This window comes from Streptomyces typhae (genome assembly GCF_009755605.1).
GTDB lineage: Bacteria > Actinomycetota > Actinomycetes > Streptomycetales > Streptomycetaceae > Streptomyces > Streptomyces typhae.
This window is the reverse complement of record NZ_WPNZ01000004.1, coordinates 431346-446141: the sequence shown is the minus strand read 5'-3', so window position 1 is coordinate 446141 and position 14796 is coordinate 431346. Positions and strand designations below refer to the sequence as shown.

6 protein-coding genes are annotated in these 14796 nt (G+C 75.0%); all 6 read right to left on the bottom strand.

Annotation, left to right across the window (positions count from 1 at the left end; translation table 11 throughout):
- Window positions 1–97: 97 nt before the first annotated feature.
- From GPA10_RS10300 to GPA10_RS10270, 6 genes are read right to left on the bottom strand one after another with little or no spacing between them, the layout of a single operon-like run.
- Window positions 98–8242, bottom strand: coding sequence for a type I polyketide synthase (locus tag GPA10_RS10300; protein WP_157165184.1), 8145 nt, complete (start codon window positions 8240–8242; stop codon window positions 98–100).
- Between the two features lie 11 nt (window positions 8243–8253).
- The gene (locus GPA10_RS10290; protein WP_246258996.1) at window positions 8254–10194 is read right to left on the bottom strand and encodes an amino acid adenylation domain-containing protein; all 1941 of its coding nucleotides are present in this window, start codon (window positions 10192–10194) and stop codon (window positions 8254–8256) included.
- A 5-nt stretch (window positions 10195–10199) separates the two neighbouring features.
- On the bottom strand, window positions 10200–12212 hold the full coding sequence (locus GPA10_RS10285; RefSeq protein ID WP_157165183.1) for an aminotransferase class I/II-fold pyridoxal phosphate-dependent enzyme: 2013 nt from the start codon (window positions 12210–12212) through the stop codon (window positions 10200–10202).
- Entirely contained in the window at window positions 12209–12499 is a 291-nt protein-coding gene (locus tag GPA10_RS10280) for an acyl carrier protein (RefSeq protein WP_058847291.1), read from the bottom strand. The genes GPA10_RS10285 and GPA10_RS10280 overlap by 4 nt, the downstream gene beginning before the upstream one ends.
- A gap of 7 nt (window positions 12500–12506) precedes the next feature.
- Window positions 12507–12929 (bottom strand): acyl carrier protein, encoded by a 423-nt coding sequence (locus GPA10_RS10275; RefSeq protein ID WP_246258971.1) that lies wholly within the window; start codon window positions 12927–12929, stop codon window positions 12507–12509.
- 50 nt (window positions 12930–12979) lie between these two features.
- Window positions 12980–14011, bottom strand: coding sequence for a beta-ketoacyl-ACP synthase III (locus GPA10_RS10270; protein WP_343040621.1), 1032 nt, complete (start codon window positions 14009–14011; stop codon window positions 12980–12982).
- Between the last annotated feature and the right edge of the window lie 785 nt (window positions 14012–14796).

The window sequence follows — 14796 nt, the reverse complement described above, 5'->3', positions numbered from 1 at the left end:
CCCGGGGGCGGGGGTCGGCGGGGACGGCGGGGACGCGGGCGGTCAGGCCCGGTCAGGCCCGGTCAGGCCCGGTCGGGGCCCGGTCGGGGGCCGGGGCTCAGCGCGGGACGCGGGCGCGGCCCTCGGCGGTGTCGAGCCAGGCGAGCGTCCGCCGCACGCCCTCCTCGAAGCCGACCTCGCTCTTGAAGCCGAAGTCGTCGCGGGCCCGGTCGATCGCGTAGGACTGGTCGCGGTCGAAGAGGTGCACGGCGTGCCGGGTGAGCACCGGCCGCGCCTTGATCCGCAGCGCCCCGTAGAGGCCCTCCGACAGCGTCGCCACGCCGCGCGCGACCGGCGCGGGCAGGCTCAGGAACGGGGGTTTCACGCCGAGGCCGCGGGCCAGGGCCTCGACGTACTCGCGCCACGTCGTGCGGTCGGCGTCGCGCAGGTTGTACGTGCCGCCCGCGGCGCTCCCCGACGCGCACGCGGAGATCATGGCGTCGGCGGCGTCGGCCACGTACAGCAGCCCCGCGGGTACGTCGCCGCCGCGGATGTAGACCATCTGCCGGCTCAGGAGCAGCGTGGCGATCTCGACGACGAAGTCGTTGCTGCGCGGCCCGTACACGCTCACCGGGCGCACCACGGTCAGCGGCAGGCCCGCGCGCGCCGCGGCCTCGCGGACGGCCCGCTCGCCGAGGAGCTTGCTGCGGTTGTACGGCAGCCCGATGTCGCGCGGCGGGGTGCTCTCGTCGCAGGGGCGGACCGGGTAGCCGTACACGTCGGTGGTGCTGACGTGCACGAAGCGCTCGACGTCGCCCGCGTGCGCCGCGGCCTCGACGAGGTTGCGGCTGCCGTCGACGTTGACGCGCCGGAAGTCCGCCCAGGGGCCCCAGTCCGCGGACAGGCCCGTGCAGTTGTACACGTGCCGCACCCCGGTGGCCGCGCGCCGCAGGCTGTCCGGATCGCCCAGGTCCCCGACGGCCACCTCGACGTCGGCCCCCGCGAAGGCGGAGCGGTCGCTGCCCTCGCGGACGAGGGCCCGCACGCGGTGGCCGCGTTCGGCGAGGCGGCGGGTGAGGTGTCCGCCGATGAACCCGGCCGCGCCCGCGACCAGGACGTCGGGCGCGGCGGGTGCCGCGGGCGCCGCGGCGGGGGCCGTTCTCGACGCCGCCACGGGTGGCGCCGCCGGTGCTGTCGCCGGTGCCGTCCCGTTCGTCGCCGCCGGTGTGATCTCGCGGGCCGCCCCGGCCGCGGGCTCCCGTGCTGTCCCGGCCGCGGGCTCCCGTGCTGTCCCGGCCGTGGTCTCGCGCGCCGTTCCGGGGCGCGGCCCCGTGCGTGCGGTTCCGTTCGTCCTGCGCTGCGTCATGGCATGCCCCAACAGGTCCAGTGCGCGGTCGAGTTCGTCCTCGGTGTGGTCGGCGTTGATGAAGAAGCGCAGGCGGCACGCGTCGCGCGGCACAGCGGGGTGGCCGATCGGCATCACGTTCACGCCGAGGCGGAGCAGCATGTTGGAGAGCGCCATGGTCTCCTCCCAGCCGCCGATGACGACCGGGACCACCGCCGAGGCCCGCGACACGCCGATGTCGAGACCACGGGCGCGCGCCGAGTCGCGGAAGTGCTCGGCGAGGTGCCGCAGCCGGGCCACCCGCTCCGGTTCGGCCCGCAGGACCCTCAGGGCCTCCAGGGCGGCGGCGGTGTTGGCGGGCGATATGCCGGTGCTGAAGATGTGCAGCGGCGCGGTGAACTTCAGGTACTCGACGATCGTGCGCCGCGCCGCGACATAGCCGCCGAGGCTGCCGACGGCCTTGCTGAGCGTGCCCATCCACAGGTCGACGTCGGCGCGGTCGACGCCGAAGTACTCGCCGACGCCCCGCCCGGTGCGCCCGAGCACACCGAGGGAGTGCGCCTCGTCGACCATCAGGAGCGCGCCGTGCCGGTTCTTGACGTCGATGAACTTCGGCAGGTCGGGGAGGTCCCCGTCCTGGCTGTAGGCGCCCTCGACGAGGACGAGGGCCCGGCGGGCACGGGCCCGGGACCCGGCGAGGGCGCGGTCGAGCGCCCGCCAGTCGTTGTGCGGGAAGGGCAGCCGCCGCGCGCCCGACAGGACGCTGCCGCGCACGGCGCTGTCGTGGATCCACTCGTCGTGAAGGATCAGGTCCTCGGGGCCGAAGAGGTGCCCGATGGTGGCGACGTTCGTGGCGTGCCCGCCCGCGAAGACGATCGCGGCCTCGGTGCCGAGGAACGAGGCGATCTCGGCGTCGAGGCGGTGGTGCAGCGGTGTCTCGCCGAACAGCAGCGGCGTCGCCGAGCAGGACGTGCCGTACCGGTCGACGGCGTCGCGGGCGGCCTGCCGGACGCGCGGATGGTGGGACAGTGCGAGGTAGTTGAACGCGGCGAAGTTGAGGACGGTCCGCCCGTCGACATCGGCCCTGCCGCCGTTGTAGCCCTCGTGCGTGCGCCCGTAGGGGTTGTCCCCGTCGGCGGTGGCCTGCCGGAGCCGCCCCTGCAACTCGGTGTACTCCGGCCACTCCTCGAAGACACGCTCCTGCCGTACGGGCGGGTCGGCGACGTCCGGTACCGAAGGCGCCGCGGGCGCGGACACCGGCAGGGCGGCGTCGCGCAGGGTTGCGGCGCCCGTGAGGAGCGCGGCGAGCTGCGCCACGGTCGGGTCCTCCGGAAGCCGCTCGCGGTTCCCGTTCAAGTGCCCCGGGAACAGCCGTTGCAGGGCCCGCTCCAGCTCCGTGCGCATCAGCGAGTCGAACCCGAGGTCGGCGCCGAGGCGCGCCTCGTACGGGATGTGCGCGACGGGGTGCCCGCAGACGCGGGACACCTGGGCGAGGACGGTCTGCGGGGCGTCGGGGGCTTGCGGGGCGGACGGTGCTTCTTGCGGTACGAGGTCTGCCGCGTCCTGCGGTACGTGTGCTGCCGCTGCCTCGCGCACGGGAGCGGGTACGGGTGCGGGCGCGAGGGCGGACACGTCTCCCTGCGGAGGCGCTTCTCCCCGCGCAGGCGGCGTGAACCAGTACCGCTCCCGCTCGAACACCGCGTGCGGCACCGGTACGACGGGACCGCGCCGCCCTTCGTCGAGGGCCGCCCAGTCCACGGTGGAGCCCGCGCAGTGCAGCCGCCCCAGGGACTGGAGCAGCGTCTCCCAGTCGCCCGCGGCACCCGGCACGGCACCGGCGCGGCCCCGCCGCAGCGAGGGCAGCCAGAGCAGCGGCTCCGTGTCCGTGCCGGATGTCGTCATCGACCGGCCGAGCCCGAGCAGCGTCGGATGCGGGCCCACCTCCACGAACGCGGTGCAGCCGAGCCGCCGCAGCGTGCCGAAGCCGTCGGCGAACCGTACGGTGCCGAGGAGATGGTCCACCAGCGCGTCGCCGTCGACGCGGCCGACGGTCTCACCGGTGGCGTCCGACACCCACGGGACGACGGGTTCGAAGAAGCGCACGTCGCGCGCCGCCGCGCGCAGCGGTTCCGCGGCACCCTCCATCAGCGCCGAGTGGAAGGCGCCCGACACGGCGAGGGGCTTGACGACCACGGAGCGCTCCGCGAGTGCCGCGCGAGCCCGTTCGATCTCCGCGCGGCCACCGGACAGCACCAGGTGCGTGGGTGAGTTGACGGCGGCCACGGACAGCGGTCCGTACCGCGCCGCGACGTCCCGTACGACCGACGCGTCGCCCAGGCAGGCGATCATCGCGCCGTCGCCCGGCTGTTCGTCCATGAGCCGCCCGCGGACCGCCGCGAGCCGCAGCGCGTCCTCGAACGTCATCGCCCCGGCCACGTACGCGGCGGCGTAGGCGCCGATGCTGTGCCCGAGCACGGCGGCGGGCCGCACGCCCAGCGACATCCACAGCTCGGCGAGGGCGATCTCCAGGGCCACCAGGGCGGGCTGGCAGCAGCGGGTGGCGCGCAGCCGTCCCGTCCCGTCGTCGGTGAACAGCAGCTCGGTCAGGGGCACACCGAGGTGCGGCCGCAGCACGTCGTCCGCCCGGTCGATGTTCCGGGCGAAGGGCGGGTGCGTGTCGTACAACCCCTTGCCCATGCCCGGGTACTGCGTGCCCTGGCCGCCGAAGAGGAACGCCGTGCGCGGCCCCGGGCCGTGCCCCGCCGTGCCGCGCACGACGGCCGTCGAGGCCGTGCCGTCCGCGAGCGCCGCGAGGCCCGCGTCGAGCGCGGCGGCCGAACCGCCGACGAGCACGGCGCGGTGCGCGAGTGCGGCCCGTCCGGTGCCGGCGGCCCGGCACAGGTCGGCCGGCGGCGTGTCGGCCCTGGCCGCCAGGTGGGTGCGCCAGCGCCGGGCCAGGGTGGTCAGCGCGGTCGGCGTGTGACCCGACAGGCACAGGGCGTGCACCGGCCGCGCGGACGCCGGGACGGCCGGGGGCGCGGGCAGTTCACCGGACGCACCGGACGCACCGGACGCACCGGACGCACCGGACGCACTGGACTCACTGGACTCAGCGGGCTCAGCGGGCTCGGGGGGCGACTCCAGGACGACGTGCGCGTTGGCGCCGCCGAAGCCGAAGGAGCTGACGGCGGCCCGCACCGGCCCCCGTCGCGGCAGCGGCGTACGGCGTGTCGGTACGTCGAGTCCCGCGCCGTCCCAGTCGAGTCGCCGGTTGGGCGTGGTCAGGTGGAGCGTCGGCGGGACCTCGCGTTCCCGTACGACGAGGGCCGCCTTGATGAGGCCCGCGACGCCCGCGGCCGCCTCCAGGTGCCCGATGTTGGTCTTCACCGAGCCGACCAGGCACCGGGCGCCGTCCGGGCGCCCCTCGCCGTACGCCCCCGCGATGCCCTCCCACTCGACCGGGTCGCCGAGCGGGGTGCCCGTGCCGTGCGCCTCGACGTAGTCGACCTCGTTGCCGCTCAGCCCGGCGCGCGCCAGGGCCTGTTCGACGACGGCGCGCTGTGCGGAGCCCCGGGGCGCGGTGAGGCCGTTGCTGCGGCCGCCGTGGCCGGTGGCGGAGCCCCTGATCACGGCGTGCACGCGGTCGCCGTCGGCGAGGGCGGCCGACAGCGGTTTCAGGCAGACGAGGCCCGCGCCCTCGCCACGCACATAGCCGCCCGCCGCGTCGTCGAACGTACGGCAGCGGCCGTCCGCCGCGAGCATCCCGCCGTCGGCGAACGCCACCGAGAGGCCGGGCGTCAGCATGAGGTTCACCCCGCCCGCGAGCGCGAGGGAGCACTCGCCCCGGCGCAGGCTGTCGCACGCCAGGTGGACGGCCGTCAGGGACGACGAGCACGCCGTGTCCAGGGCGAGGCTCGGGCCGCGCAGGTCGAGCGCGTAGGACAGCCGGCCCGCGGCGACGGCGTGCGCGTTGCCGGTGGCGCCGTGCACGTCGACGGTGTCCAGGCGGCCCATCTGGAGTTCGGAGTAGTCGTGGCTGCTGATGCCGACGAAGACGCCGGTGGCGCTGCCCGCGAGCGACGTCGGGTCGCGGCCCGCGTCCTCCAGCGCCCGCCACGCGGTCTCCAGGAGCAGCCGCTGCTGCGGGTCCATGCGGACGGCCTCGCGCGCCGACAGGCCGAAGAACCGGGCGTCGAACTCCTCGACGCCGTCGACGAACCCGCCGAAGTCGGGTGCGGCGACCCGGTCGGCGTCCCAGCGGTCCCGGGGCACCTCGGTGATCGCGTCCCGGCCGTCGCGCAGCAGCCGCCAGTAGCTCTCCGCGTCGGGCGCGCCCGGGAAGCGGCAGCCCATGCCGACGACGGCGATCGGCTCGTGCCCGCCGCCGTCCGGCGCGGGCCGCCGGGGCTGCCCGGGTCGCTCCTCGGGCCGCGTGCCCTGCGCGGAGGCGGCGGCCAGTGCCTCGGTGACCTCGGTGGACCCGGCGACGTGCGAGGACTCGGCGGCGTACGCGGGCCCGGCGGCGTGCCGCGCCGGGGCGGGCTCCGCCGTGCCGGTCCTTGCGAGGTGGGCGGCGATCGCCCGGATCGTCGGATGGTCGAAGACGACGGTCGGGGGGATCTCGCGGCCGGTGCGGGCGCTCAGCTCCGCCAGGACGGCGACGGCCTGCTTGGAGTCCAGGCCGAGGGACGCGAGCGGCAGGGCCGGGTCCACCGCCGCCCGGGTGAGCCCGAGGCGTTCGGCGACACGGGCGGTCAGCCAGGCCTCGACGGCGTCGGGGGCCCGGACGGCACCCGCGGCGACCCGGTCGGCGAGCAGCCCGGTCAGCGTGTCGACGCGTGGCCGTACGAGCAGGTCACCGAACGGGACGGCGACACCGTGCCGCCGCTCCAGCTCGCCGACCACGGACAGGAGGTCCTGGTAGCCGAGGCCCAGCTCGGCGAAGGTGTGCGTGGCCGCGCCCGAGAGGCCGGTGACACAGGTGCGCAGGACCTCCTCGACGGCCGCGCCCACGGGCTGCCGCGACGGCCCGGCCACCGGGGCGGGCGGCGGCGTGTCGCGGGCGACGCTGGCCGCGACCACCTTCAGGCCGAGGTCGAGGAAGTCCCGGCGGCAGGCCTGACGCTGGATCTTGCCGCTGGTGGTCCTGTGCACCGTGGACCGCTTCAGGAGGACGACGGCGTGCGGCGCCACCTCGTGCTCGTCGGCGATCGCGGACCGCACCCGCGCGAGCAGGCCCTGCGCGTCGTCGGCCCGCCGGCCGTCGATCTCGTACGCGACCACGAGCCGCTCGGCGCCGTCCACCTCGACGGCGAAGGCCGCGCCGCAGCCCGCGCGGACGGCGGAGTCGGCGCGCTCCACGGTGCGTTCGACGTCGTGGGGGTAGTGGTTGCGGCCCTGCACGACGACGACGTCCTTGGTGCGGCCGACGACGTGCAGCTGTCCGCCGCGCAGGAAGCCCAGGTCGCCCGTGCGCAGATACGGCGTGCCGCCCCCGTCGCCGCCGACGCCCCCGTCCTCGTCCCCGCCGCCGTCCTGCCCGTGCCCGTGCTCGTGCAGGAAGGCCCGGAACGTCGCCTCGGTGGCTTCGGGGTGGCGCCAGTAGCCGCGGGCCACGCTGCCGCCCGCGATCCACACCTCGCCGATGGTGCCCTCGCCCGTGACACGGCGCCGCGTCGCGGGGTCGACGACCGCGACGTCCAGGCCGGGCACCGCGGGGCCACAGCCCACGACCCGGGTGACGCGGCCCGCGGCGGGCGCGCTCGCCCGCCCGGACCCGAGGGCGGCGGAGTCGAACTCCCCGACGACGGGCGGCTCGTCGGCGTGCACACCGGTCACCATCAGGGTGGCTTCGGCGAGCCCGTAGCAGGGCAGCAGCGCGGCGCGCCGGAACCCGCACGGCGCGAACCGCTCGGTGAACCGGTCCAGGGTGTCCGCGCGCACCGGCTCGGCCCCGTTCAGGGCGAGGCGCCAGTGGCTCAGGTCGAGGCCGTCCCGCTCCTCGTCGGTGATGCGGCCGACGCACGCCTCGAAACCGAAGTCGGGGGCGACGCTGGTCGACGCCCGGGTCTCCGACAGGGTCCGGAGCCACAGCAGGGGGCGGCGCACGAACGACATCGGGGCCATCAGATGGGCGGGGAACCCGCCGTACAGGGGCGAGAGGATGCCGCCGATCAGTCCCATGTCGTGGTACGGGGGCAGCCACGACACCATCGCGGACCCGGAGTCGTGGGCGAGCCGCCGGTGGATGGCGGAGAGGTTGTGCAGCAGATTGCCGTGGCCGACCATGACGCCCTTGGGCGCGGACGTCGAGCCGGAGGTGTACTGGAGGAACGCCAACGAGTCGGCGGTCAGCGCCGGTTCGCGCCAGTCGGCGGCGGCGTACGGGGCGCCCGCGCCGTCCGGCCCGCCCGTCACCAGCCACCGCAGCCCGCCGAGCCCGAGCGCGGCGAGCTCGTCGCCGCGCTCGCCCGCGAACCGGGACAGCTCCCCGGTGGTGAGCGCGCGCGTGGCCCCCGAGTCCCGCGCGATCGCCGCGAGCCGCGGCATGGTCTGCCCGAAGCGGCGCGTGTCCGGCGGGTACGCGGGCACGGCGAGAGCCCCCGCGTACAGGCATCCGAGGAATCCGGCGATGTAGTCGAGTCCGGGCGGGTGCAGCAGCAGCACCGGTTCGCCCGCCGCCCCCTCGTGCTGCAGCAGGGCGGCGACGCGGCGGGCCTGGAGGTCGAGTTCGGCGAAGGTCCAGGAGAGGTCGCCGCGGGGGGCGGCGCCGAGTGTGTCGGTCCCGGGAGCGTCGGTGCCGTTCAGGAAGCGGTAGGCGAGTGCGTCCGGCCGCCGGGCGGCGTGTCGGCGCAGCACGGCGACGAGGGTCCGCGGCGCGTCGCCGCGGCCGTGGTTCTCGCTCGGGCCTTGGGTCATGTACGTCTCCGTCACTTGCCGGGCACGGCCCGCGGGGCGGCGCCGGACGCGGGCGCCGCGCCGCCGAGGCGCTGGTAGTCGGTCTTGCCGTTGGCGTTGCGCGGCAGTTCGTCGAGGCAGGTGGCCGTGCGCGGCACCATGTAGCGGGGCAGGTACCGCGCGCAGTGCCGCTTCAGCTCGATGAGTCCGGGCCGCGGGGTGCGCCCGCTGAGGGTGAAGTAGAGGGCGAGGCCCGCGGTTTCGGTGGGCCGGGAGCCTGGTCCGGGACTGGCCCCGGAGCCGGGACCGGCACCGTCTGCGGCACCGGCACCTGCGGTGGTGGCGGTGTCGGCACCTGCGGCGGTGGCGGCACCGGCACGTGCGGCGGTGGCGGCTCCGGCGGCGGTGTCGGCGACGATCACCGCGGCGTGCGCGATGCCGGGGTGCCGCAGCACGGCCGCCTCGATCTCGCCCAGTTCCACGCGGTGCCCGGCGAGCTTCACCATGCGGTCCTTGCGCCCCCGGTACACCAGGGCGCCGTCGTCGAGGCCCACCAGGTCGCCGGTGGCGTGGCGGCCCCGGCGGTGCCCGGCCGCGGCGGGTTCGGAGGCGCGGCGCCAGTAGCCGGGGGTGACGCAGTCGCCCTCGACGACGAGTTCCCCGAACGCGTCGGGCCCGGCGAGCACCCGGCCCGCGTCGTCGACGACGGACACCTCGGCGCCCGGCAGCGGGGTGCCGATGGGGACGGGCTCGTGCCGCGCCAGGTCCTCAGGACGCACCCGGTGATATGTGCACACGTTCGTCTCGGTCGGCCCGTACAGGTTGTAGAGCCCGGTGTCCGGAGTGAGCCGGGCCGCGAGGGCGCGCAGCTGCGGCATCGGGAACACCTCGCCCGCGAACAGGACGTACCGCAGTCCCCGGGCGGTGTCGGCGGTGAGCGCGTCCGACACCGTGAGCAGATGCAGCACGGACGGCACCGAGTACCAGACGCTGACGCCGTGGTCGCGGATGCCCGCGGCGAGCGCGCCGACGTCACGCGTCTGCGCGTCCGGCACGATCCACAGGCCCGCGCCCGCCGACAGGGCGGTGAACAGGTCGAAGGTCGACAGGTCGAAGTTGAACGAGGCGTGGCCCGCGAACACGTCGCCGGGCCCGACGTCGAGTTCGTCGCGTGCCCACCGGATGAAGCACGCGAGGTTCCGGTACGTGACGCGCACGCCCTTGGGCGTTCCGGTCGACCCCGAGGTGTACAGGATCGCGGCCAGGTCGTCGCGCTCCAGGGGCGGCAGCAGGACGACGTGCCCCGCAGCGCTCGACGTGAACGCGGCCCAGCCGTGGACGGCGGGCGTGCGGGACGCCTCGCCGGACGGTGCCCGGCGCTCGGCCGTGTCGGAGCCGCCGCGGTCCCGGCCGCCGCCGGGCTCAGGGCGCGGCGGCTCGCCGTCCGTGAGCACGACCGCCCGTACCGACGCGGGCAGCGCCTTTCCCGCGAGGGCCGCGAGGCGGCGGCCGTCGGTGACGAGGACGACGGGTTCGGCGTCCGCCAGGATCGTCCGCACCCGCGCCACCGGCTGTCCGCCGTCCAACGGCACGTACGCGCAGCCCGCGTGCAGCGCGGCGAGGATCGCCTGCGCGTAGCGCGGCTGCTTGTCCGTCCAGATCGCGACCCGGTCACCGATCTCGGCGCCGAGCCCGAGCAGCCCGGAGGCGACGGCGGCGACCCGCGCCGCCAGTTCGCCGTACGTGCAGCCACCGGGCCCCACGAAGGCGGACCGCGCCGCCTGCCCCGGGTCCCGCGGCCACGGCTTGCGGATGAGCGCGACGTCGGACGGCGGGGTGAGAGCGGCGGCAGGGGCCCGCTCGGCGGCGGAGTCAGGGGAGGCGGGGGAGGCAGGAGAAGAGACGGAGGCGGGGGAGGTGTTGGACGAGGAGGTGGAGGTGGAGCGGAACAGGTCCCGCGCGCGGAGGGTCATCGCGCTCACCCGGCCGACGGCAGGACGCCGGTCTCGCGGGCGGCCTCGACGAAGATCCCCGCGGCCGTCTCCAGGTCGTCGCGGGTGTGCTCGCAGGTCACGCTGACCCGCAGGCGCGCGTCCCCGAGCGGCACCCCGGGGAACACCACCGTCTGGCAGAACAGGCCGCGGGCCCGTACGGCGCGGCCCATCTCCAGGGCCCTGCGCTCGTCGCCGATGACGAGCGGCAGGATGGCGCTCTCGGTGTTCTCCAGGTCGAAGCCCGCGTCGGCGAGTTGCCCGTGCAGGAAGCGGATGTTGGACCAGAGCCGGGCGAGCCGCTCCGGTTCCGCCTCGATGACGTCGAGGGAGGCGATGAGTCCGGCGGCGACCCCGGCGGGGATGTTGGCGGCGAAGACGTAGGAACTCGCGTAGTACCGCAGGTACTCCACGACCTCCTCGTCGCCGACCACGAAACCGCCCATGCCCGCGAGGGCCTTGCTCATGGTGCCGAGCTCCAGGTCGACCTCGCCCTTGAGGCCGAAGTGCTCGGCGGTGCCCGTGCCGCGCTCGCCGAGCACACCGGTGGCGTGTGCGTCGTCGACCATGACGCGGGCGCCGTACTCGCGGCCGAGCCGGACGATCTCGGGCAGGTCGCAGAGGTCGCCGTGCATGCTGAACACGCCGTCGGCGACGACGAGCCTGCCGGTCGTGCGGTCGTCGCAGCGCTTGAGGATGCGTTCCAGGTCCGCCATGTCGTTGTGCTGGTAGATCCTGCGGACCGAGCCCGCGAGGCGGGCGCCGTCGACGATGCTCATGTGGTTGAGCTTGTCGACGATCAGCGTGTCGTAGCTCTTGACCAGGGCGGAGATGGTGCCGAGGTTGGCCGCGTAGCCGCCCGGGAAGACGATGCAGGCCGGCCGCGCCTTGAACGCGGCCAGGCGCCTCTCCAGCTCTTTGTGCAGCATGTTCGTGCCGCCGATGAAGCGCGATCCGGTATGGGTCGCGCCGAAGGTGCGGGTGGCGTCGCAGACCGCCTCGATCACCTTCGGATGGTTGGCGACCCCGAGGTAGTTGTTGGAGGCGAACATCAGGAACTCGCGCTTGCGGCCGGTGTGTTCGTCGAGGATCACGGCGCGGTTGCCGCAGCGGGAGTGCAGCGGCATGCCGTACCAGTAGAGGCGTTCGGCCTCACGGCCGCGCAGATGGGACCGGAAGCTGCGGGCCTTGGCGAAGAGGTCGCCGTCGCGCTCCTCCACGAAGTCCTTCATGGACCGGCTGTCCCAGGGAGTGCCGTCGTCGCCGGGGCGCCGCTGCGCGCCCGCGGCCGTCGCGGCGATGTGGTCGCGCAGCTCGGCGGTCAGACCGCGCAGCGTGGGCGCGGTGAGGGTGCCCGCGAGGTTGTCGGGCAGGCCGAGCTCGCGGGCGCAGTCCGCCACGATCGACACGAGGACCACTGAGTCGACGCCGAGCTCGCCCTCGAAGTCGGCGTCCAGGGGCAGTTGGTCGCGCTGGTACTGGGTGTGGTGCATGGCGGCGCGCAGGACGGCTTCGACGAGGTGGTCGTCGTCGGGGGCGGTCGGTGCGGCGGCCGCGGCCGGTGCGGGCGCGCTGTTCGCCTCGGTACGGGGGAGCGGCTGCTGCGTAAGGGGACTTGGTTCCGTACGGGGGCTTGGTTCCGTACGAGGACCTGGTTCTGTACGAGGACCTGGTTCCGTACGGGGACCCGGTTCCGTGAGGGGACCCGACTGCGCGGCCCGGACGGCTGCGGTCAGTTCGCCGATCGTCGAGAGACCGGCGGGCAGCGGTGCCGTCAGCGCGAAGCGCTCCCGTACCAGGGCGAGGATCGACTCGTGGAGGACGGAGTCGATGCCGAGCTCCGCCTCGAAGTGGCTGTCGGGCAGCAGGTACGACTCGTCGTACAGGGTCCGCGACGCCACGATGTCCACGATCTGCCGCTGCACGGCGGGACCGTCGTGGTGGTGGGGGGCGCCGGGGCCGGGGCCCGCCGGGGACGTGGTGTCCGTGACATCGGTCATCGCACGCTCTCTCCCTGCACGCTCGCTCCTCGCGCGCTCTCTCCTCGGGCCCGCAGCCGTTCGACGAGCGCGGCGATCGAGTCGACGGACCGGAAGTTCGCCGGGGAGATCTCCTGCAGCGGAACGGTGACGCGGAAGTCGCTCTGCAAGTAGTGGACGAGGTCGAAGATCCCGGCCGAGTCGATGATGTTCAGCTCGGCGATGGGGAGGTGGGCGTCGAGGCCTTCGGTGTCCCCGTCGAGCCAGACGTCGGCGATGTAGTTGATGATCGACTGTTCGGTGGTCATGGCGGCCCTACGCCCGGTCTCCGGTGGCCGCCGCCGCGCCCGCACCCGGGCTCGTGAGGGGGCGTCGGCCCTCGATGAGCGCGGCGACCGCCGCGACCGTGTCGCCCGGGGTCGCCGCGTCCTCGCCGATGTCGGCCCTGAACTCGGACTGGATGACGAGGAGCAGCTCGACCAGGAAGAGCGAGTCCATGTCGAGGTCCTCGAACCTGGTGTCCGGGGCGATCTCCGCGCGGTCCACCTCGAACCGGTCGACCAGGAGGTCGACCAGCCTGTCGTACGTCTCGCTGGTCCCGTTCATTTTCATTTCCTGCATCCCGATCGTCCTGGTCATCCCGGTAGTCCCGCTCGTCTCGCTCGTCCTGCTCGTCCTGCTCGTCCTGCTCGTCTCGCTCGTCCTGCTCGTCCCGCTGGTCTCACGTGTCTCGCTCATGCGGTTCTCCTTCTCTCCGGCTCCTCGGCTCCTCGGCTGCGGGCGGGTCCTCAGACGCGGTCGAGCCGCGGCCAGGTCAGCACCGTCGACCCCCAGGTGAGCCCGCCGCCGAACGCGGTGAGCAGGACGCGTCCGCCCGCCCGCAGGACGCCGTCGGTGTGGGCCTGGTCCAGGGCGAGGGGGATGGACGCGGCGGCGGTGTTGCCGACGTCGGCGATGTTGCTGAAGCAGCGCGCCCGCGGGATGCCGACCTCGTCGGCCACGTGGTTGGTGATGCGCAGGTTGGCCTGGTGCCCGACCAGGTGGTCGATGTCCCGCGGGGTCCATCCGGCGCGGTCGAGGACCGCGCGGGCCGACGCGGACATGCGCTGCACCGCGTGCCGGAAGACCTCCTTGCCGTCCATGGCGAAGTAGCGGTCGGCGGGCCGCGGCGCCACGCCCGAGAGGCGCTGCCGCGAGCCGCCCGCGGGCACCGTGATCAGGTCCTCCCTGCCGCCGTCGCTGCCCAGATCGAAAGGACCGAGCGCGCCCGGCTCCGCGGGGTCGCCCGCGCGCAGGACCACGGCGCCCGCCCCGTCGCCGAAGATCACCGAGGTGGACCGGTCCCCGGGGTCGAGCAGCGTGGAGAACGTCTCCGCGCCGATCACGAGGACGCGCTCGGCCGCGCCGGTGGCGATCAGGCCTGCGGCGGTGGCGAGGGCGTACACGAACCCCGTGCAGACCGCGGACACGTCGAAGGCCGCGGTGCCGGTCAGGCCGAGCCGCGCGGCGACGGTGGGCGCCGTCGCGGGACACGGCCGGTCCGGGGTGGTGGTGGCGAGCAGCACGGCGTCCACGACGGGGGTGCCGGAGCACTTGAGTGCCTTGGCGCCGGCGCCGACGGCCAGGTCGGAGGTGGCGGTGCCGGGCGCGGCGAAGTACCGCTGCCGGATGCCGGTGCGGGAGCGGATCCACGCGTCCGAGCTGTCGAGGCGCGCGGCGAGCTCGTCGTTGCTGACGACGGTCGGCGGCAGACAGCCGCCGACCCCCGTGAGGACCGCGGCCCGCTGCGGCGGCGGCTGACTCGGTGGGGGTGCGGTCACGCGTGCTCCTCGGTCTCCCGGACGGCAGGACGCTGGTGCGGCGGTGCGCTGCGGCGCCGCCGTACTGGGCGCGCGGCGCCGCCTCCGTTCTGTTGCTGGCTGCTGGCTGCTGTGTGCTGACTGCTGTGTGCTGTCTGCCGGCTGCGGTGGTGGTGCACCGGCGGGCGGCGGCACGGGTGTGTGCCGCCGTGCCGCGGTGTGTCGGAGGCGTCGCGGAGAACCTGCGACGCATCTCGAGTGTCGCGGGGCGGGCTGACAGGACACGGTCACGGAAGCTGACGGCTCGCTGACGGTGCGCTGATCGGGCCCGGAGCGGCGGCGCGGCCCGCCGCGGACCCGCCCGGTCAGCCATCGGTCAGCGCCCGACGGCGCGACCGGTCAGGCCCGGCCCGCAGACTCGACCTCAAGCGACCGGAGAGGTGGGGCGCATTCCATGAGCACGAGGTACGGCAGGGCCACCGGCACGGCGCCGGACGCGACACGGCTCGACGGGGGCGCTTCGCCTTCCGGCCGGGGCGTCATGCCGTCTTCCGGCGGGGGCGCCATGCCGTCTTCCGGCGGGCGTGTGACTCCGCCTGGCGGTGGGGAGTTGACGCCGCCTTCCGGCGGGGGTGTTCTGTCGCCTCTCGGCAGGCACGGGGCACCGCTCCCCGCGGAGGCTGTGGTGCCGTCTTCCGGCGGGGAGGTGGCATCGTCCCCTGGTGGGGGTGCCCCGGGGTCTTCGGGCGGGGATGTGGCGTCGGCTGCGTTGGCGGCCGCGGTGCCGTCTCCTGGCGGGGAGGTGG

Coding starts and splice junctions, on each gene's coding strand:
- GPA10_RS10300 (WP_157165184.1), bottom strand. CDS start 8,242: ATGACCCAAGGCCCGAGCGAGAACCACGGCCGCGGCGACGCGCCGCGG.
- GPA10_RS10290 (WP_246258996.1), bottom strand. CDS start 10,194: ATGACCCTCCGCGCGCGGGACCTGTTCCGCTCCACCTCCACCTCCTCG.
- GPA10_RS10285 (WP_157165183.1), bottom strand. CDS start 12,212: ATGACCGATGTCACGGACACCACGTCCCCGGCGGGCCCCGGCCCCGGC.
- GPA10_RS10280 (WP_058847291.1), bottom strand. CDS start 12,499: ATGACCACCGAACAGTCGATCATCAACTACATCGCCGACGTCTGGCTC.
- GPA10_RS10275 (WP_246258971.1), bottom strand. CDS start 12,929: ATGAGCGAGACACGTGAGACCAGCGGGACGAGCAGGACGAGCGAGACG.